This window comes from Nocardioides sp. JQ2195, from assembly GCF_012272695.1.
Taxonomy (GTDB): Bacteria; Actinomycetota; Actinomycetes; order Propionibacteriales; family Nocardioidaceae; genus Nocardioides.
The window spans coordinates 2520188-2538666 of the sequence record NZ_CP050902.1 but is presented as its reverse complement, the minus strand read 5'-3'; the positions used below and the strand labels follow the sequence as shown (position 1 = coordinate 2538666).

The 18479-nt window shown below is 66.0% G+C and carries 17 protein-coding genes; 8 read left to right on the top strand and 9 right to left on the bottom strand.

The genetic code is table 11. The annotated features are described in order from the left end of the window. Positions 1 to 145: 145 nt before the first annotated feature. On the bottom strand, positions 146 to 1402 hold the full coding sequence (locus ncot_RS11965) for an HNH endonuclease signature motif containing protein (protein ID WP_168617814.1): 1257 nt from the start codon (positions 1400 to 1402) through the stop codon (positions 146 to 148). 454 nt (positions 1403 to 1856) lie between these two features. Here ncot_RS11965 and ncot_RS11960 point away from each other — a divergent pair, with 454 nt between their 5' ends. From ncot_RS11960 to ncot_RS11940, 5 genes are all read left to right on the top strand, one after another. Next, positions 1857 to 2108: a hypothetical protein gene (locus ncot_RS11960; RefSeq protein WP_168617813.1), complete on the top strand. Its 252-nt coding sequence runs from the start codon at positions 1857 to 1859 to the stop codon at positions 2106 to 2108. Between the two features lie 160 nt (positions 2109 to 2268). Next, the gene (locus ncot_RS11955) at positions 2269 to 2670 is read left to right on the top strand and encodes a YjbQ family protein (protein WP_206064952.1); all 402 of its coding nucleotides are present in this window, start codon (positions 2269 to 2271) and stop codon (positions 2668 to 2670) included. A 294-nt stretch (positions 2671 to 2964) separates the two neighbouring features. Next, positions 2965 to 5490, top strand: a complete 2526-nt coding sequence (locus tag ncot_RS11950) for a molybdopterin oxidoreductase family protein (RefSeq protein ID WP_168617811.1) — start codon at positions 2965 to 2967, stop codon at positions 5488 to 5490. Continuing rightward, positions 5490 to 5960 carry a hypothetical protein gene (locus ncot_RS11945; RefSeq protein ID WP_168617810.1) on the top strand — a complete coding sequence of 157 codons (471 nt, stop codon included), beginning with the start codon at positions 5490 to 5492 and terminating at the stop codon, positions 5958 to 5960. The genes ncot_RS11950 and ncot_RS11945 overlap by 1 nt, the downstream gene beginning before the upstream one ends. A 360-nt stretch (positions 5961 to 6320) precedes the next feature. After that, complete coding sequence (locus ncot_RS11940; RefSeq protein WP_168617809.1) at positions 6321 to 7115, top strand: N-formylglutamate amidohydrolase; 795 nt, start codon at positions 6321 to 6323, stop codon at positions 7113 to 7115. A 601-nt stretch (positions 7116 to 7716) separates the two neighbouring features. On the opposite strand, the gene ncot_RS11935 is transcribed toward ncot_RS11940, so the two are convergent. The 4 genes from ncot_RS11935 to ncot_RS11920 form a co-directional block, all read right to left on the bottom strand. Then, entirely contained in the window at positions 7717 to 8763 is a 1047-nt protein-coding gene (locus tag ncot_RS11935; RefSeq protein WP_168617808.1) for a helix-turn-helix domain-containing protein, read from the bottom strand. Positions 8764 to 8875: 112 nt separating this feature from the next. Beyond that, entirely contained in the window at positions 8876 to 10492 is a 1617-nt protein-coding gene (locus ncot_RS11930) for an NAD(P)/FAD-dependent oxidoreductase (protein WP_168617807.1), read from the bottom strand. Between the two features lie 23 nt (positions 10493 to 10515). Next, positions 10516 to 11487 (bottom strand): alpha/beta hydrolase, encoded by a 972-nt coding sequence (locus ncot_RS11925; RefSeq protein ID WP_168617806.1) that lies wholly within the window; start codon positions 11485 to 11487, stop codon positions 10516 to 10518. 52 nt (positions 11488 to 11539) lie between these two features. After that, the gene (locus ncot_RS11920; protein WP_168617805.1) at positions 11540 to 12154 is read right to left on the bottom strand and encodes a TetR/AcrR family transcriptional regulator; all 615 of its coding nucleotides are present in this window, start codon (positions 12152 to 12154) and stop codon (positions 11540 to 11542) included. A gap of 131 nt (positions 12155 to 12285) precedes the next feature. On the opposite strand from ncot_RS11920, the gene ncot_RS11915 reads away from it, so the two are divergent. Then, positions 12286 to 12741 (top strand): SRPBCC domain-containing protein, encoded by a 456-nt coding sequence (locus ncot_RS11915; RefSeq protein ID WP_168617804.1) that lies wholly within the window; start codon positions 12286 to 12288, stop codon positions 12739 to 12741. Between the two features lie 85 nt (positions 12742 to 12826). After that, a complete protein-coding gene (locus ncot_RS11910) occupies positions 12827 to 14227 on the top strand; it encodes a pyridine nucleotide-disulfide oxidoreductase (RefSeq protein WP_168617803.1) in 1401 nt (466 codons plus the stop codon). 89 nt (positions 14228 to 14316) lie between these two features. On the opposite strand, the gene ncot_RS11905 is transcribed toward ncot_RS11910, so the two are convergent. The 4 genes from ncot_RS11905 to ncot_RS11890 all read right to left on the bottom strand — a co-directional run bounded on the left by ncot_RS11905 (position 14317) and on the right by ncot_RS11890 (position 17477). Continuing rightward, entirely contained in the window at positions 14317 to 14559 is a 243-nt protein-coding gene (locus tag ncot_RS11905) for a hypothetical protein (RefSeq protein ID WP_168617802.1), read from the bottom strand. Between the two features lie 73 nt (positions 14560 to 14632). Further along, complete coding sequence (locus ncot_RS11900) at positions 14633 to 15013, bottom strand: hypothetical protein (RefSeq protein WP_168617801.1); 381 nt, start codon at positions 15011 to 15013, stop codon at positions 14633 to 14635. Between the two features lie 20 nt (positions 15014 to 15033). After that, on the bottom strand, positions 15034 to 17208 hold the full coding sequence (locus ncot_RS11895; protein ID WP_240938187.1) for an AAA family ATPase: 2175 nt from the start codon (positions 17206 to 17208) through the stop codon (positions 15034 to 15036). A gap of 20 nt (positions 17209 to 17228) precedes the next feature. Next, entirely contained in the window at positions 17229 to 17477 is a 249-nt protein-coding gene (locus ncot_RS11890; protein ID WP_168617800.1) for a hypothetical protein, read from the bottom strand. Positions 17478 to 17782: 305 nt separating this feature from the next. Between ncot_RS11890 and ung the strand changes: the two genes are divergently transcribed. Continuing rightward, entirely contained in the window at positions 17783 to 18475 is a 693-nt protein-coding gene (ung, locus tag ncot_RS11885; RefSeq protein ID WP_168617799.1) for a uracil-DNA glycosylase, read from the top strand. Positions 18476 to 18479 lie beyond the last annotated feature (4 nt).

Sequence of the window (18479 nt, the reverse complement as noted above, 5' to 3'; positions counted from 1 at the left end):
GTCGCGATGGTAGCCAGTGGCTCTGCGTCCGTTGGCCGATCTGGCTGCGGGCGTGCTGACGGCCACCAAGCTCACGAGCGGGTCAAGGCAGGCTCAGGTGCTGGGTGGTGTGGTGGAACGGAGGGTCGCGACCACTCGGGTCGGCCTACGTCCGCCTGACGATCTTGAGCTTCCCGTCATCGAGCTTCTTCGTGTCATAGCGCGGGTTGTGCACCATGCGGTGATGCTGTGGGCAGAGCAGTCTGCCGTTGCTCAGGTCAGTGGGGCCGCCCCTGGACCACGGATCGTCGTGATGGGCGTGGCAGATGCTGGACGGCATCGCACATCCCTCGACGCTGCAGCCCTTGTCGCGCAGGGCGAGTGCCTTGAACTGGGATGCGGAGAACAGCCGGCGAGTGCGGCCCAGGTCGAGCACCTCGCCCTTGCCGTCGAGCACGGCGGGAACCATGCCTGCTCGGCAGGCCAACCGTCGGGCCTCGGTGGCCGAGATCTTGTGACCGTTGTTCAGGGTGGCTGTGCCGAGGCCCTGCTTGAGGCGGTCGAAGTCGATGGTGACCGTCACGGCGACGGTGCTGGCTGCGTGGCTCGGCAGCTTGTCTGCGGGGAACGACTCGATCAGTTCCATGAACGCCTGGCCGAGCTTCTCGGGGGTGATCGAGAAGTTCCGCGGCCGGTCGTCGTCATCGCCGGAGTCGGAGCCGGAATCGCCGCGGCGCGGATCGGCGAACTTCATCAGGAAGCTGCGGAACAACTCGCCGTGCACCTCGGGGATGGAGAACTTGCCGCGCACCTTGCCGTGGCCGTCGTTGCCGATGGTGATGCGGGCAGTGGCGGCCGCCTCCTCTTCTTCCTTCTGGAGCCGCTTCTCCTCCTCGTTCTCGAATCGCTCGGGGTCGAGGGCTTCGAGGAGGCCCTTGCTGAGCTTGCGCAGTTCGTCGGCGTCGAACTGGGTGGCGAGGTCGAGCATGTGGTCGCGAGCCTTCTCGAGCATGGCCGGCTCGAGGTCGTCGGGGAGCTCGTCGATGGCCCTGATGATCACGTCGGCCTGCTCGGTGCGCAGGTCTCCTTCGGACAACGCATCTGCCACGGGTGAGAAGAACGGCTTCTCGAGATGGTGGGATCGGGCGAGGTGCTTGCGGGTGTCGCTGCTCTTGAGGCGGGTCTTCCTCGCCCACCAGTGGGCCGTGCTGCTGGCGCCGACTCGGTCGCCGAGCTCGCGCTCTCCGGCGGCAGTCGCGACTCGACCGAGGGCGTGCTGCAGACGATCGGACATGCCGGTCACGGTCTTGAGCAGGGTCTCGAGCTCGGCATTGGAGAGGGGTGAGAAGGGGAGCGCGCTCAAGTCGGTGAGGGCCTCGTCGAGACGAGCGGTGACGTCTTCGTGGAACTGGAGTGCGGACACGGTCAAAGGCTCCTCTCGACCAGCAGACCCGCATGGGTCATCGGTTTCCTTGAAGCCCTTGAGTCCCCGCCCGATCAAGGCGTACCCCCAAAGGGTCGTGCGCTCATGTTGCCCAGGACGAGACCTTGAGCGAGCCCGACACACATTCCCAGTTGCCCGGCATCTCCGAGGAGATGAGCCCCGACCGGTGAGTGCCGGTGTATTCGATCGGGACGTAGTGAGATCGTACCTTTGTTCGAAAGCCCTGCGCAACCCCTCTCGTCAGATTGTGGAGAAGAATTTCGGGCTCGACGTCGACCGAGTGGTCGGCGGTGCCAGCGGCTCCAATTTCACCGGGCGCGAGGCGTCCAGGTTCATGCCCCGTTCCCTGCTCCGGGTTCGGCAGTCACAACTGCGGTGGCCGGGCCAGGTTGGCCCTACGATCTGCTCACCATCAACAACCCGAGGTGACCACATGAAGCTGTCCGAACTCACCTGGCCGATGCGTGCCGTGGCGTATCTGTTCATCGGGCTCGTCGGTTCGGTGGTGGCGTTCCATGCAGGCATGCAGTTCGAGACGTCGAGACACTGCAGCGCGCCCAACTTCGACGGTGAGTGCGACTTGGCCGGACTGGCCGGCCCCGTCTGGACCGCCGCCTTCATCCCGGCCGCGGCGCTCCTGGTGCTCGTCACTGAACTGATGCTGCTGCGAGCCAGTAGGCGGTAGCCCAGTCACGGAGTCGAGACCACGTGCGCGGCTTTCCGGTGGTCGAGGATCCACGTCGACCAGTCACCGATCGGGCGGACACCGCCCTCATCTCGTTGGTCGAGTAGGTCGCTCTGCGACCGTATCGAGACCCCTGAGACCACATGCCACCATGAACAGCATGGACACCGAGACCCGCACCTACGTCACCGGCGACCGCGAGGTCGTGCTCGACCTGACCCGCGACTGCGCCGACTTCGTCAGAGGCCGCGGCGACGGCCTGCTCAACCTGTTCGTCCCGCACGCCACCGCCGGCGTCGCGATCCTCGAGACCGGTGCCGGCAGCGACGACGACCTGCTGGCTGCCTTGGCCGACCTGCTGCCCAAGGACGACCGCTGGAAGCACCGGCACGGCAGTCCCGGCCACGGCCGCTCCCACGTGATGCCGGCGCTGATCCCGCCGTACGCCTCGGTCCCGGTCCTGGGCGGCCGTACGGCGTTGGGCACGTGGCAGAGCATCTGCCTGGTCGACCTCAACGTCGACAACCACGAGCGCGAGGTGCGGTTCAGCTTCCTGGCATGAGCGGGAGGATGTCGTCCTGGCATGAGCGGGAGTACGCCGCGTGCTGGACCCGCATCAGCTGTGAACACGGGCTCAAGCCGTCGGGTCCGGTGACCACGCAGCGCTGGTCGCGATGAGCTGGCCGGTGAGGACGACCACGAACACCAGGCCGAGCAGAGGCAGCGCGCCAGGGGCGGTGAGCCCGGCAGCGGCCAACGCATGGACTCGTCGCGGCGGGGTACCCGAGTCCGGGTGTCGTCAGGAGCGGAGGCCCCATGGGCGACACGCTCACCGACACCACTGCGAGGCGATGACATGCCGGACCGGATAGCCGACATCTGGGGCGAACGGACCCCCCATGCCAAGGGCACGGTCTGGCCGGCGCGGGTCGATCTTCATCTCGACGAAGGCGTCGAGGAGCAGGACGTGGACCGCTGGGTCCAGTCGGCGTGCCTGCTGTGCAGCAACGGCTGCGGCTGCGACATCGCGGTCAAGGACGGCCGGATGGTCGGCGTACGAGGTCGGGGGACCGACGTGGTCAACCACGGACGGATGGGCCCCAAGGGGCTCTACGGGAGCACGCCCTGGGCGTCGTCGCCCGATCGGCTGACCCGGCCGCTGGTCCACGAGGGCGGTCGCCTGGTGGAGACCGACTGGCAGACCGCGATGGGACGCATCGTCGACGAGTCCAAGCGGCTGCTCGACGAGAACGGCCCGCTCACGCACGGCTTCTACACCTCCGGCCAGATGTTCATCGAGGAGTACTACACCCTCGCGGTCATCGGGAAAGCCGGCTTGGGCACGCCCCACATGGACGGCAACACCCGCCTGTGCACCGCGACCAGTGCTGCGGCGTTCAAGGAGTCGTTCGGGGCCGACGGGCAGCCGGGGTCCTACACCGACATCGAGCACTGCGACGCGATCTTCCTCTACGGCCACAACATGGCCGAGACCCAGACCGTGCTGTGGATGCGGATCCTCGACCGCACCCGCGGCGAAGATCCGCCCAAGGTCGTGTGCGTCGACCCACGACGTACGCCGGTCGCGGAGGAGGCCGAACGGACCGGGGGAGTGCACCTGGCTCCGCGCGTGGGCACCAACCTTGCGCTGATGAACGGGCTGACCCGCGAGCTGTTCCACAACGGCTGGACCGCCGACGTGTGGGTCGCCGAGCACACCATCGGCGTCGACGACCTGCGCAAGGTCGTGGAGCCCTACACGCCGGAGAAGGTGGCCGAGATCTGCGGCGTCGAGCCCCACGACCTCCGCCGCGCCGCCGCCATCTTCGGGCAGAGCAAGAGCGTGCTCTCCACGGTGCTCCAGGGCTTCTACCAGTCGCACCAGGCGACCGCGGCCTCCGTCGCGGTGCACAACCTCCACCTGCTCCGCGGACTGATCGGCCGTCCGGGCAGCGGGGTGCTGCAGATGAACGGTCAGCCCACTGCACAGAACAATCGCGAGTGCGGAGCCGACGGTGACCTGCCGGGCTTCCGCAATTGGAACAACCAGAAGCACGTGCAGGAGCTGGCCGACCTGTGGAACGTCGACCCGCTCACGATCCCGCACTGGGCGCCGCCGACGAACGCGATGCAGATCTTCAACTACGCCGAGAAGGGCTCGATCGAGCTGCTGTGGATCTCGGCGACCAACCCCGCCGTCTCGATGCCCGAGTCGTCGCACATCCGCAAGATCCTCTCCGGTGACCAGTGCTTCGTCGTGGTCCAGGACCTGTTCCTCACCGAAACCGCACAACTGGCCGACGTGGTGCTTCCCGCGGCCGGGTGGGGCGAGAAGACCGGCACCTTCACCAACGTCAACCGCACGGTCCACCTCTCCGACAAGGCGGTCGACCCGCCCGGGGAGGCGAAGAGCGACCTCGACATCTTCCTCATGTACTCCGAAGCGATGGGGTTCACCGACCGCGACGGCGCACCACTTCCGACCTGGTCGACACCGGAGGAGGCGTTCGACGCGTGGCGCGCTGCCACGGCGGGTCGGCCGGTCGACTACACCGGCCTGTCCTACGACAAGCTGCGTGGACCGACCGGCATACCGTGGCCGGTCAACGAGGAGGCCCCGGAGGGGACTGACCGGCTCTACACCGACCCGGTGTTCCCCACCGACACCGACCAGTGCGAGACCTACGGCCACGACCTGCTCACCGGCGGCACGGTGACCGAGCAGGAGCACCGTGCGATGGCTCCGAACGGGCGGGCCTTCCTCAAGGGTGCTCCCTACACCCCGGCCCACGAGCTGCCCAGCGACGACTACCCGCTGCTCTACACCACCGGTCGCACGGTCTACCAGTTCCACACCCGCACCAAGACGGGGCGGTCCTCATCCCTCCACGAGGCTGCACCTGATGCTTGGGTCGAGCTCTCCGAGCAGGACGCCGACAACCTCGGGATCAGGGAGGGCGACGTGGTGAGCGTCGAGTCTCCGCGCGGAGCCATCGAGGTCCGCGCGCGGGTGGGCAACGTGATGCCGGGCGCGGTGTTCGCGCCCTTCCACTACGGATCGTGGGACCTGGAGGACGTTGCTCCCGACCAGCAGCACCGGCTGGCCAACGAGCTCACCATGACCGTGTGGGACCCGGTGTCGAAGCAGCCCTGCTTCAAGACCGCCGCGTGCCGGGTCACCAAGGTGAGGGCGGGCGACGGACCGGCGCCGGCTCCCACCACCGCCGCGTCGGCCCCGGCCCGGAAGGGATCCGTGCCGGAGACGGCAGGCGGGGAACCGACCACCTCGGAGGTGCTCACGGAGACCCCCGACTATCCCAACGACCCCGCTGCCGGCACCGCGCACCCGGCGCCCACCGGCACGATCGCAGGGAGGTCCTGATGCCGCACCTCAGCACGTACGTCGGCCTGGCCGATCACAGTGAGAAGACGCTGGCGGAGTCGTTCCGTGCCGTCGCCGACGGTCACGCGCAGGCTGCCGACGTCTTCCACACCTGCCACATGCTGGCCCAGTGGAGCGAGAACCATCGCGAGGGGTTGAAGCCCATCGTCGAGCGGTACGGCGAGGACGCCGACGTGGACGAGCCCGAGCGCCTCCACGCCGACGGACTCGCCGAGGTCCGGCCGGGAGAGATCGGGCTCCTGCGCGACCTGCAGGACCTGCACGTGCTCGCGGACCTGGTGCAGACCACGTGGACCGTGGTGCTCCAGGGCGCTCAAGGACTGCGCGACCACGAGCTGCTCGACGTGGCGATCTCCGCGAACGCGGAGACCTCCCGCCAGCTGTCCTGGCTCAACACGCGGATGAAGGCCGCTGCTCCCCAGGCCCTCATCGTCGACCCGAAGGAATGAGCCGCGACCTCGGTCGCGGCCCTTTCTCTCGGTGGTCGAGTAGGTCGCGCGGCCCTTTCTCTCGGTGGTCGAGTAGGTCGCGCAGCCCTTTCTCTCGGTGGTCGAGTAGGTCGCGCAGCCCTTTCTCTCGGTGGTCGAGTAGGTCGCGCAGCCCTTTCTCTCGGTGGTCGAGTAGGTCGCGCAGCGACCGTATCGAGACCAGATCAAACAACCCCACGGCGGCGCAGTCGGCTCCCCCTCCCCGTCGTCCGTGGTCGGCGTCGCCAACCCAGACGCACGCATCCTCCAAGGGGGTTCTCCAGGAAGCGGAAGGCGCGCCTGATTCTGCTCGGTGTCGGTGGCGCCGGGCATGCTGGCGCCATGCCTGAACAGCCTGCTTCATTCGAGATCATCCCCGGCGACGATGCATCGTCGGTGGTGCTGCACGTCCCACATTCGTCGACCCACCTGCCTGACGACGTTCGGCGAGGCCTCCGGCTCAACGACTCGGCGCTCGCGGCGGAGTTGCACGCGATCACCGATGCGGACACCGACGTGGTAGCCGACGGCGCCGCGATGCGAGCAGCAGTGCGGCCGTGGATCTTCGTGAACAGGGCCTCGCGCCTGGTCGTGGATCCGGAGCGGTTCCCCGATGACCGAGAAGAGATGAACAGCGTCGGCATGGGCGCGGTCTACGAGAAGACCACGCAACTTGAGACCCTGCGCACTCCGACGGAAGAGGAGCGGAGGCAGCTGATCGAGCGGTTCTATGTGCCCTACTCCCAAGCCTTCGCCGCGTTGGTGCGTCGACGCCTCGCCGCGGTGGGCCGGGTGACGATCGTCGACGTTCACTCGTTTCCGGTCGATGCGCTGCCGTATGAGCTGCACGGTGACGGCGCGCGTCCGGAGGTCTGCATCGGCACGGATGAGTTCCACACCTCGGCCGAGCTCTCCTCCGCGGCCGTGGAGGCAATGCGTGCTGCGGCTCCGACGGGTGACGTCGGGCTCGACTCGCCATTCAATGGCTGCTACGTCCCGCTTGAGCAGCACGGCAAGAACCCTCGGGTTCAGGCGGTGATGCTGGAGATGAGGCGCGACGTGGTGCGCGATGACGCAGGTGGTCTCTCACTGGCCATGGCTACCCTGGTCGACGTCATTGACGCGACGTTGCCCTGAATCTGTTGTGAAGGCGGCCCCGTGACGAGGCGACCGTGATCCCGCCGGACGCCTCGCTTGCGCTGCTCGGAGCCCGGATGGCACCGGGCACCTGGCAGAGCGTCTGCCTGGTCGACCTCAACGTCGACAACGCCGAGCGTGAGGTCCGCTTCAGCTTCCTGGTCGGCTGGGTGACGCCCGGCTGTCACGTCTCTTGCACAGTGGCGACGTCGGAGCAGCGCAGATCGCTCGGCGATTCCGGACGGTGTCGGCCGCCTCAGGTCGACGACCAACGGACCGGCGCTGGCTCCACGCCGTCACAAGCGCGGGCACGAGGGCCAGTGCGATCAGGCCGAGGGTGATCAGCTCGATGTTCCCCGCGATGAAGGGGATCCCCCCGAGCAACGACCCGGCCAACACCATCACCACAGACCACCCGACGGAAGGTGCCCTACGAGATCGCCGAGCAGGCCACGCCGACGCTGGCGATCCCGACGGTGATCCCGACGAGTGCGAAGGAGTTGACCTTCGACTTCGCGACCACGACCGGGGTGGCGAAGTCGACCACGCTCCCTGTGCAGCGGTAGGAAGGCAGGGTCGCAGCCGGTCAGCCGCTACTCGTCTAGCCGAGGTGGCCGTTCTGCCCGAGCCGACGCAGCGCCAAGGCGAGCGTCAAACGGGTCAGCCCCGGCGGAGTCGTGATCGAGTAGCCGAGCTCGGCCTCGGCGCGGGCGACCCTGGCCGCCACGGAGTTGTGGTGGATGTGCAATTGACGAGCCGTTTCCCGCAGAGAGCCGACCCAGAGCAGGATCTCGAGGGTCCGCACCACGTCCTTTCCCGCCGAGTTCTGGCTCAGCCGCTCCAGTGCCTGCACGTCCGCCACCTCGCTGATGTCCTCGGGGCGCAGCTTGGCGGCGAGGAGCTCGTAGGGCCCGAGGTCGGCCTGGAACACCAGGTTTCGATCGGCGGGACCGTCCGCCGCGTAGCGCAACGCATTGACCGCCCCCTGCCAGGCCTCGTGCACCGCGGCCGCGCGGAACGGACGGCTCACGCCCACGTGGGTTCCCTGGGGGATTGTCGCGGTGCGTTCGGGCGGAGCGTCGGTCGCGATGGCCGTCATGCCATCGATCTGGGCAAGCCGACGCCAGGCAGCTTTCGGCAGGTGGTCCATGACCTTCGCTGCGGCCGCACGATCGCCGCGCACCGCGAGCATGGTGAGGGGAGTCGAGGGAGTGGTGCCGAGGAGTTGGAGTGCTCGGCAGCGGTCGGCACTCGAGGCCAATCGTCCGAGGATCAGCTCGAGCAGGGCGGGGTCATCCATGCGCAGGGTGGACGCAGCCGGGCTGCCCAGTGCGGCGATGCAGGCCAGGCCGAACCGTTCGAGCAGTACGTCGTCGAGCGGGTACGCCCGTTGCGGACTGCGTGAGATCCACACCGTGTGACCCGACACGAGGGTGCGGGTCAGGGCGTGTCGTGGGGCGGCTCGCCGCTCGAGGGCGCCGGCCCGGGTCGCGACCATGCCGACCGTCTCGCCGGGCTCGGCCAGGCCGACCGAGCCCTCGGCGAAGCGGCCAGCCTGGGCGAGGACGGTCTGGAGGTCAGAGCGTTGCTCGATGAGGGCATCGAAGAACCCCACGACTCGCATGGCGTTCTCGGCCCTGGCGTCCAAGGACGACAACCTCAACAACAACCCCTGCATGGGCGCACCCGCTCTCTTGCTCAGTCCAGAGAACTCAGTAGACACTAGGTCTACTGAGTTCTCAAGAGGTGCGCCCGGTCGGTCAGGGGATGAGCACGAAGCCTTCGTAGTCGGCTTCGACCTGCTCCCGACAGCGGCGTGAGTAGTTGTCGTAGCCGCCGACGTACACCATGAACGACTTCGGCTTGCCCTCGATGTTGGAGCCCTTGTACCAGGAGTCGGTGCCGCCGAACAGCGTGTACGACGCAGCGGCTTCCACCTCGGCGTCCCACTTGTTCTCCCACTCCGCGGTGGTGTCGATCCGCTCGACCCCTCGCGCGTCCAGGTCGCGGATGATGTCGAGCACGAACTGCACCTGCCACTCGGCGCCGGCGATCATCTGCGCCAGGACCCCGGGGCTGCCCGGGCCGTGAATCATGAAGAGGTTCGGGAATCCCGCGACGAACATGCCGAGGTAGTTGGTGGCCCCGTCCTTCCACTTGTCACGCAGGTCCTGACCGCCGACCCCGGTGACGTTGAGTCGAGTCAGGGAGCCACTCACCGCGTCGAAGCCCGTCGCGAGGACGAGGATGTCGAGTTCGTGCTCTCCGCTGCTGGTGCGGATCCCTCGCGGTGTGATCTCCTCGATCGGCGACTCCCGGACGTCGACGAGCGTCACGTTCTCCCGGTTGTACGTCGCGTGGTAGCCGCTGTCGAGGCACACCCGCTTGGTGCCGATCGCGTAGCGAGGGCACAGTTTCTCGGCCACCTCGGGATCCGTGACGATCGAGCGGATCTTGTTCCGCACGAACTCACCCAGGATCTCGTTGGCCTCCGTGCTCACCGCGGTGTCGCTGAAGGCCACCAGCAGGTTGAACCCAGCCTGCGAGGCCCACAGGTCCTCCATCAGCGCCTCGCGATCGGCGGGATCCATCTCGAGGATCGGGCCGTGAGGCGGTGGGAACCGGGTGAGGCCGTAGTTGCTGCGCGTCGCCTCGCGTCGTTCCGCGTAGTTCTCCTTCCATTCGCGTTCGTAGTCCGGATCGAGCGCCTGATTGTTGTTGGGCATGGTGAATGCCGGGGTGCGTTGGAAGACCTGGAGGGACGCGGCGGTCTTGGCGATCTCGGGGATGATCTGGACGCCGGATGAGCCCGTGCCGATGACCCCGACCCGCTTGCCGTCGAAGGAGACGCCCTCCTCCGGCCACTGTGAGGTGTGGTGCCAATCGCCCTCGAACGAGTCGAGGCCGGCGAAGTTGGGCACGTTGGTGGCGTCGAGGCTTCCGGTCGCGGAGATCACGAAGCGGGCGGTCACCTCGTCCCCACGCTCGGTGGTCAGGTGCCAGAAATGGGTGTCCTCGTCGAACCGCAGGGAGTCGACCCTGGCGTTGAAGGCGATGTCCTCCCGAAGCCCGAAGCGGTCGGCGACGTGGTTCGCATACCTCTCGATGTCGGGCTGGGCGGAGAAGTTCTCGGGCCAGCTCCAATCCTGCTGGAGCTCTTCGTCGAAGCTGTAGGAGTACTGCATGCTCTCGATGTCCACGCGGGCGCCCGGGTAGCGGTTCCAGTACCAGGTGCCTCCCACTCCACCGCCGGCCTCGAAGCAGATCGTCGGGATGCCTTCGCTGCGCAGCTGGTGCAGGGCGTACATCCCGCCGAACCCGGCGCCGATCACGACCACCTTGTAGTGCCCGGTGACGTTCGTGTCTGTTGCGGTCATGTTCCGGTCCTCCCTGGACGTCGTCACGGCTGAAGGTTGGTCGTGCTGGCAGGGGCGGGCCGAAGTCCGAGCTTGAGCGCGGAGAGCGCCTCGGCACGCATCCGCTGCGAGACCGCGGCGTCGGGGATGGCGCCTCCCGAGCCGTGGAAGGTCCCGGGGAACAGGTGGAGCTCGGTGGGAACCCCGGCTGCCAGGAGCCGTCGCGCGTAGTCGATGCCCTCGTCGCGAAGCGAGTCGTACTCCGCGACCACGACGTACGCCGGTGGCAGGCCCGTCAGGTCCTGCGCCCGGGCAGGGGCGGCGTACGCCGGAACGTCCTGGCTCGCCTCGGCGCCCAAGTAGTGCTGCCAACTGTCACGGGCGCTGTTCGGGGTCCAGATGGGGGCGTCCGGGTAGTCGTGCATCGACGGTGTGTCGCACCGGTCGTCGAGAACCGGGATGTCGAGCATCTGGAAGCACACCTGCGGACCGTTGCGGTCCCGAGCCATCAGGGTCATCGCGGCCGCGAAGCAGGCCCCGGCGCTCACGCCAGCGACGGCGATCCGCGCGGGGTCGGTGCCCAGTGACTCACTGTTCTTCTCCACCCAGAGCAGGACGGCGTAGCAGTCCTCCACGGGTCCGGGGAACTGGGTCTCGGGGGCGAGTCGGTAGTTGACGGAGATGACGACGGCTCCCGTCGCGGCCGCCATCTGCGCAGGCAGGGCGAGGTCGCCCTCGGCGCTGCCGGTGACGAAACCGCCACCGTGCGCGTAGACCACCACCGGCCTGTCGGACTCGTCACCGATGGGGGAGAAGATCACCACCGAGACGTCAGGTTCTCCGTCAGGGCCGGGGACCTCTGCTTCGGTGATGGTGATTCCCTCCGGCGCCTCGAACGGCGGGATGCTGGCACTCATCTGGGCGAGCAGCTCCCTGGCCACGACGGGATCCGAGACGTCGAGGATGGGGAGCATTGACACCCAGGGCTGCAGCTCGATGTCGAACGTGTACGTCATTGGTGGGACCTCCGCGTGGCTGATGGACGGTCCACCTAGCCAGTCGGCTCGCTCAGGTCAGCAGCGCGACCCACGCATCGAGGAGGGCCTTGTGGACGGTTGGTCGCCCGTGCACCCACCCATCAGTCGCATAGTGGTCGAAGAGGTCGTGGAGCAACCCCCACGCGGCCCGGGCCCGCACCTGCTTCTCAGCCTCGGTCAGTGCGGATCCGGAACCGAGCCCTTGGATGATGCCGCGCACGGTGTCGTCGCGAATCGTGGAGATCTCTTCGGGGAGTTCCCTCTCGATCTGGTCGGCCTGCTGGATGGCCCAGAAGGCGGGGGCGAATGACTCCCAGCGGTCCAGCGCCAGGTCCAACCACTCCGACATCCCGGCCGGACCGCGGGAAACAGCGCCCGGGAGCAGCTCCGACAGCTCGCTGGTGCTCTGCACGATCGGCACCCGGATCGCGACGATCACATCCAGCTTCGAGGCGAAGTGCAGGTAGAACGTCGCTCGAGAGACTCCGGCCTCCGCCACGATGTCGTTGATGGTCGCAGCGGCGTATCCCTCGGTGTGGAAGACGACAAGGGACGCCTCGATGAGCCGAGCTCGAGTGAGGGCCTTCTGGTCCTCACGCTGGCTCGGGACGGATGTCTGCGTTCCAAGTCGTCTGCTGCGGCCCATTCGCGCATGCTACGTCTCGTGATCCTGCGGCGAGGGGCGGACTTCCGCCGGGTAACGCTTGGCCGGCTGCAGCACAGCCGCACGCGTCTTCGCCCGTCACTGTCGACCAGCCGACGTCGTAGCATGACGTCATGGAACGCACGGATGCCGCCAGCGCAACGATCGCGGCTACGCCCGAAGTGGTCTTCACCGCACTCACCGATCCCGACGCCCGAGCTCAGTGGTTGCCGCCGGAGGGCATGACCGGCCACTTCGAGTGGTTCGACGCCAGCCCGGGCGGCGGCTATCGACTCGTCCTTGCGTACGACGACCCTGCCGCGGCCGGGAAGTCGGCCGAGAACCGGGATGTGGTCGACGTCCGGTTCGTCGACGTCGAGCCACCGAACCGGATCGTGGAGGAGTGTGACTTCGAGTCCGACGACCCACAGTTCGCAGGCACGATGACAATGACGTGGACCATCGAGGCCGCAGAGGGTGCCTCGATGGTGACGATCACCGCGATGGATGTGCCGCCCGGGATCAACCCGGCGGACCACGCGGCCGGCATGCAATCGAGCTTGGAGAACCTCGTTCGCCGCCTGTCGTAGATCATCCGATCGCGGAATGAAGGAGACAGGGCTGAGCCCCCAAACGGGCTATTGACCGGCACCGTGGTCAGGATCAATCTGAATCATGGCGGTGCAGGAGGCCGACTACCTGGTGGTCGGCGCGGGTGCGATGGGGATGGCCTTCGTCGACGCCCTCATCGACCACGCCGACGTCTCGGTGGTCATGGTCGACCGTCGACACGGTGTCGGCGGGCACTGGCTCGACGCCTACCCGTTCGTCCGCCTCCACCAGGCCTCGGCGCTCTACGGCGTGGCCTCGACGCCGTTCGGTGGCGGGCGGATCCAGGAGCGCGGGCCCGAGGCCGGTCTGCACGAGCGGGCCACCGCCCCGGAGATCTGCGCCTACTTCGACCGCATCATGCGTGACCGCCTGATCGCCTCCGGCAAGGTGACCTTCCACCCCAACTGCGACTACGTCGGCGAGGGCCGCTTCGTCTCCCGGGTCACCGGGCGCGAGCACGAGGTGCGGGTCCGCCGCAGCGTGGTCGACGCCCGCTATCTGGCGCCCGACATCCCCTCCGTCGTGCCACCCCCGTTCGAGGTGGCCGAGGGCGCCCACGTCATCCCGATCAACGACCTGGTCAAGCTCGAGGATGCCCCGTCGCAGTTCGTCGTCGTGGGCTCGGGCAAGACCGCGACGGATGCCTGTGTGTGGCTGATCGACAACGGTCTCGACCCCGACGCGATCTGCTGGGTGCGGCCCCGCGACCCGTGGATGCTCAACCGGGCGGTGATCCAGCCCGAGCCGGCCACCTTCATCGGTGCCGCCGCCGACACGATGCGGGCTGCTTCGGAGTCGGCCTCGGCGGAGGAGATGTTCCTGCGGATGGAGGAGGCCGGCGTGGTGCTGCGGGTCGACCGCTCGGTGACGCCGACGATGGCCCGGACCCCGACGCTCGCGCAGTGGGAGCTCGACAGGTTGCGGACGATCGACAACGTCCTCCGGCTCGGTCACGTGCGCTGTGCCGCTCCCGGGCGACTGTCCCTCGAGGACGGCGAGGTGGCCATCGCACCCGACGCGGTGGTCGTGCACTGCGCCGCCCGAGGTCTGCGCACCCAGCCGCAGGTGCCGATCTGGGGGAGCGGCACGATCACGCTGCAGCCGGTGCGCGCGGGCTTCCCGGTCTTCGGCGCTGCGGTGAGCGGCTTCGTCGAGGCGACGGTCGCAGTCGGGCTGGATCCTGACCAGGCGATCGTCGCGAAGAACGCGGTGTGCCCGTCGTCGACCTATCCCAACGGGCTGCCCGAGTGGTCCCGGATGCAGGTCACCGGCGGCCGTGCGGCCGCGGCCTTCGGCGCCAACCCCGAGATCAAGGCCTGGGCCGACCAGGTCGCGCTCAACCCGGCGCGTACCTCACCCGAGCTGATGCGCTCCGACGGTGTCGCCGCTTCGGTCGAGCGGCTCAAGGCGTACGCCGGTCCGGGGATGGGGAGGCTTGCGGAGTTCGCCGGGATGTCTGCGTAGCGCCCGCCGAAGTACCTTGATTGCTGAATCGAGAATTCTTCAAGTGCATCGCCAGAGCGACGTACTCAACAGCCGGTCCAGTCAATGCATCAGCTTTCGAAGGCGTCGTCCAGGACGAGGACTTCCTTGGAATGGATGAGCATGTCGATGATGGCCCGTGATCCTTCCACATAGGCGTCGTCGGCCGGGTTCTGGGTGAACTTGGCCCCTTTTTCCTGCATGCTGACGAACTCGTCGAACTGCGCGATCATGTAGTCCATATCCATAAACACGCGCCCGTCGTTCGAAAAGATTGCGCGCCTCTCGGCGGGCACATCAATGTGGTTTGTCATGAGCGATCCCTTGGTGAGTGGTTGAACGGTCCTATGGAGCGGAACAAACATGCAGTGGTCGTTTCACTCACCTTCACCCTGCAGGCGTCGGGGGAGGCGTTTGGGAGTCTGCCGGGTTTGGAGCATGATCTTGAATCGTTCGTACCAGATGAATGAGATGCTCGACCTCGGAAAAGGTCGGCGACAACTTGAAGGCATGTTGATGGCAGGACTCGGATAACCGTGACCATGCGTACTGGGCTTTCGACGGAAGTCCTGTTCCTTCGAAAGCCACCTCGAGGCAACTGAGTTTGCTTCGCGTGCTGCTGCGTTCGCCGGCCTCGATCTTCTTGATCGCGAGAAGTTCGTCGATCGACTCCTCGAGAGCCGATCGAGCCAGCCAGCAGGCCATCCGGTTGCCATGTGAACCCGGGGAAGCGAGTTGGGCTTCCGCCAGATCCAACAAGTTGCTCATGACGCGCCTTCGCGAATGTCCTATATGAGCTTCTGTACCTCACGTGCTGAGTCACGCGGGTCCAGCTTCTCCTTCAATCCGGTGTGCATTCTCGAGCCGACGGTCCTCAACGCGAACTTGCGGTAGGGAGCCCTTGCCCAGTTGTCGAGCTCGTGGTTTTCGCGTGGCTCGCCGAAGATGGCGAGCGCTAACTTGGCGCGGGTCGTGTTGGCGTCCTCCCAGGTGGATTCCACGTCGGCAATGGTCGCTCCATGCTTCAGCGCCTGAGTGAAGTACCTGTCCTTGCCGGCTGCCTCGGCTGCGAATCGTAGTAGCCCCGGCAGAGTGCGACGCAGGGCCGCCTCCGACAGACGTTCGTGGTCTTGCTCAGTGATCATGGCGAACGCATCGTCCAGATATCGGTTCACGGGATCAGTCGACGTCTGGATTGTCACGTTCGAGTCCTTGCCACGGTTCACCTCGAGGATCGTCGCGTCCACTTCGGCACGGCGCACGGCAGCGGCCAGACGATCGTCGTGGGACAACACGATGACTTGACTGGTTTCGGCGAGTTCACTCAGCAGCTCCACCAGACCGTCGACCTTTGCCGGGTCCATGGCCTGCACAGGGTCGTCAAGCACGACGAATCTGAAGGGTGACTGGGCCATGGTGGCGCGAGGAAGGAACAACGCCAATGCGAGCGCATGCAACTCGCCCTGACTCAGCACGGCCATGCTGCTTGTCTGAGAGCCGTCGATCTGAGCTTCGATGCTCACCTTTCGACGTGTACCGAGCCCGTCGAGGGTGAGGTTTCCGATCTCAACGTTGCTCTCCTGACGCAACTTTGCCCACGCTGCCTTTGCCCCGTCACGAATCGGCGCCAAAAGGTCGTTCTTGAGCTCCAGCTCGTTTTCCTTCAGCCACCTCTCGGCCGCACTCAGGACATCGGCTGAATCCTTCTGAAGCAGCCACTCCGCCCAGATGCTGCACCAAGCACTGATGTCGGTGGCAAGGGGCTGCCAACGATCATCCAGTTCCGTGAGTTTCTGCCCGGCAGCCTTCTTCAGGTCCGCGACGCGGGCAATGACCTCGGCCTCATACAACTCGAGGTGTTCGGCAAGCTCGTTGGCTGCGGACGCTGTGTTTCCTTGGGGAGCCTTGGCCCACTCATCCCATGCGCTACGAGCTTCGCGAATCTTGTCCTCGAGGTCGGGTAATGACGTGTAGCTCAAGATGGCTGGCCTGGGTGTGATCAGGCGTCGGGCTTCGGCGAGAGCAAGTTCGAACGTTTGTCGTGCCTGCGCGTGATCCGTCAGCTCGGCTCGTTGTTGGGTCACCAAGTTACTGCTGGCTGCTGCCCAATCCTCGTCCAACGTTGCGCTCCTGCACACAGGACATGACATGTCGCCATGATCCGCGTGCACGTTGATGGCTGCCTCGAGCAGTTTCAATCTCGCCAGATTGCGCTCGGACACATTTGATCCCGCATCGGCGAGACCTGCCATTGCGCCGCGGAGTCGTTCGACCACGACGGCAGAGGTCTCACTGGTGAAGGGAACTTCCAGTGAACTGAGTCCTCGCAGTTCAGCGATCGGCCCATGGCCAAGAGTGTTCGAACCCGTGACAAGGTGGCGGATCGCGTCCAAGTCAGGCGAGGTCTTCTTCAGCAGCGCGGCGACCTGTTGGGCCCGTTCATCGTCGGACGTGGAAGCTGCCGTCTGTAGATCCTTGCGCCGCTTGGTCGCTGCGTCGCCCGGGGCTTTCCGTTGCTTGAGCCGAACTTGGATTCGCTTGAGCGCATCTCCGAGCTGCTCAGTGCCGAGCACCTTGGCGAGCGCATCGTGAAGTTCGCTGGGGCTGCCTTCCAACATGCCGCCGAGTTCCTCATAGGACAGGATCGGCCGGAATTGTTCGAGTGGGCGTTCCCAGCCGAGATCGCCAAGACCCGACTGCTTCTTGTCACCTTGTCGTTGGCTCACTGTGGTGCTGCGCGCGGCACTTGTTTCCTGGTCGTCCCAGTCCCGGGTGACTGTGGTCGGCCCGCGGCCCTCCTCCACAACGGTGACGCTGATCTGTGCCTTGTCGTGATGGAGGTTGCGCCAGTGTTCCTTCCACTGTGAGACACGATTCTTCCAGCGGTAGGTGTCGCCGGTGAGCACGAACTCGAGCGCCTCGGAAATGCTCGACTTCCCGGATCCATTGCGTCCGGCGACGATGGTCAGGCCTGGCCGCGGGGTCAGTTCAAGAGTGTCGCTGGACCGATGCCTCGGAAACCTTCGACAGTGACTGACGCCAGAAACGTGCCGCCAGCATCGGGTACTTCCTGGGCGACTGCTCGTTCACGGACTTCTGACTTGCCAGTGTTGAGCAGATCCTCAAGCTCAGAGTCACCTTCCAGAGCGACCATGACGATGAGTTTGGCTTCATCTGCCAATGCGGATTTGTCGAGTCGGGCGTTGATCCAGGCCACGAGATCTGTGCTCACGCTGTGAGCCTAGGACACCAGATGTGTCACGGGTGGAGGAATGCGAACATGCGGCATCGACGGTGATGTAGACCTGAATGATCACAGCTAGTCCAATCCCGACGTCAGTTGTCCCCACTAGGGTGTGAGCATGGTGAAGCCTCCGGATTGAGTGCAGCCAGACGCGTTTCCTGAACGCGGGATCCGCAGCGAAACACGGAGCCCGGTGACAAGCCTCGCCGATCTTGCGGCGTTGCTTCACGTGGAAGAAGCCGATGACACCAGCCAGGGTCCCTGACCTGAACCCAACACGAGGAGCCACGACAATGGGCCAGAAGCCTTCGGAGACCCTGCCGGACGGCTGGCGGAACGAGCTGGCCGACGAGCTCGACAAGGACTACTGGCCGAAGTTGATGGACTTCGTTGCCCAGGAGCGGGCCTCATACGAGGTATTTCCTCCGCAGCACCAGACGTTCGCCGCATTCGATCTCACACCAGTCGAGAAAGTCCGTGTTGTCATTCTGGGACAGGATCCTTACCACGGCCTTGGCCAGGCTCATGGGCTGTCCTTCTCAGTGCCGCCGGGAGTCTCCATTCCGCCATCTCTGCGGAACATTCATCGGCAACTCAACTTCGACCTTGGCATCGAGGCTCCCAGTCATGGTTGCTTGGACGGTTGGGCACGCCAGGGTGTTCTGCTCCTCAACACCACACTGACCGTGCGTCGTGGGGAAGCCAATTCGCATCGGCGCTCCGACTGGAAGCGGTTCACGGACGCGGTGATTTCGAGACTGAGTGAGAGTTCGGCTCCCACTGTCTTCATGCTCTGGGGCAACCCTGCGCGCAAGAAGAGGAGGCTCATAGACACAGATCGACACCTCGTCATTGAGTCGTCCCACCCGTCAGGGTTGTCCGCCTACAAGGGGTTCAACACGAGCAAGCCATTCTCCGAAGCCGATGCATTCCTCGCCAAGGCTGGTCGAGGGCAGATCGACTGGTCTGCGTTTCAGGCCAGCTAGAGCA

Excerpts from the sequence above, each read along its gene's own strand:
- ncot_RS11960 (WP_168617813.1), top strand. The coding sequence starts at position 1,857 with ATGAAGCTGTCCGAACTCACCTGGCCGATGCGTGCCGTGGCGTATCTG.
- ncot_RS11955 (WP_206064952.1), top strand. The coding sequence starts at position 2,269 with ATGGACACCGAGACCCGCACCTACGTCACCGGCGACCGCGAGGTCGTG.
- ncot_RS11950 (WP_168617811.1), top strand. The coding sequence starts at position 2,965 with ATGCCGGACCGGATAGCCGACATCTGGGGCGAACGGACCCCCCATGCC.
- ncot_RS11945 (WP_168617810.1), top strand. The coding sequence starts at position 5,490 with ATGCCGCACCTCAGCACGTACGTCGGCCTGGCCGATCACAGTGAGAAG.
- ncot_RS11940 (WP_168617809.1), top strand. The coding sequence starts at position 6,321 with ATGCCTGAACAGCCTGCTTCATTCGAGATCATCCCCGGCGACGATGCA.
- ncot_RS11930 (WP_168617807.1), bottom strand. The coding sequence starts at position 10,492 with ATGACCGCAACAGACACGAACGTCACCGGGCACTACAAGGTGGTCGTG.
- ncot_RS11925 (WP_168617806.1), bottom strand. The coding sequence starts at position 11,487 with ATGACGTACACGTTCGACATCGAGCTGCAGCCCTGGGTGTCAATGCTC.
- ncot_RS11920 (WP_168617805.1), bottom strand. The coding sequence starts at position 12,154 with ATGGGCCGCAGCAGACGACTTGGAACGCAGACATCCGTCCCGAGCCAG.
- ncot_RS11915 (WP_168617804.1), top strand. The coding sequence starts at position 12,286 with ATGGAACGCACGGATGCCGCCAGCGCAACGATCGCGGCTACGCCCGAA.
- ncot_RS11910 (WP_168617803.1), top strand. The coding sequence starts at position 12,827 with ATGGCGGTGCAGGAGGCCGACTACCTGGTGGTCGGCGCGGGTGCGATG.
- ncot_RS11905 (WP_168617802.1), bottom strand. The coding sequence starts at position 14,559 with ATGACAAACCACATTGATGTGCCCGCCGAGAGGCGCGCAATCTTTTCG.
- ncot_RS11900 (WP_168617801.1), bottom strand. The coding sequence starts at position 15,013 with ATGAGCAACTTGTTGGATCTGGCGGAAGCCCAACTCGCTTCCCCGGGT.
- ung (WP_168617799.1), top strand. The coding sequence starts at position 17,783 with ATGGGCCAGAAGCCTTCGGAGACCCTGCCGGACGGCTGGCGGAACGAG.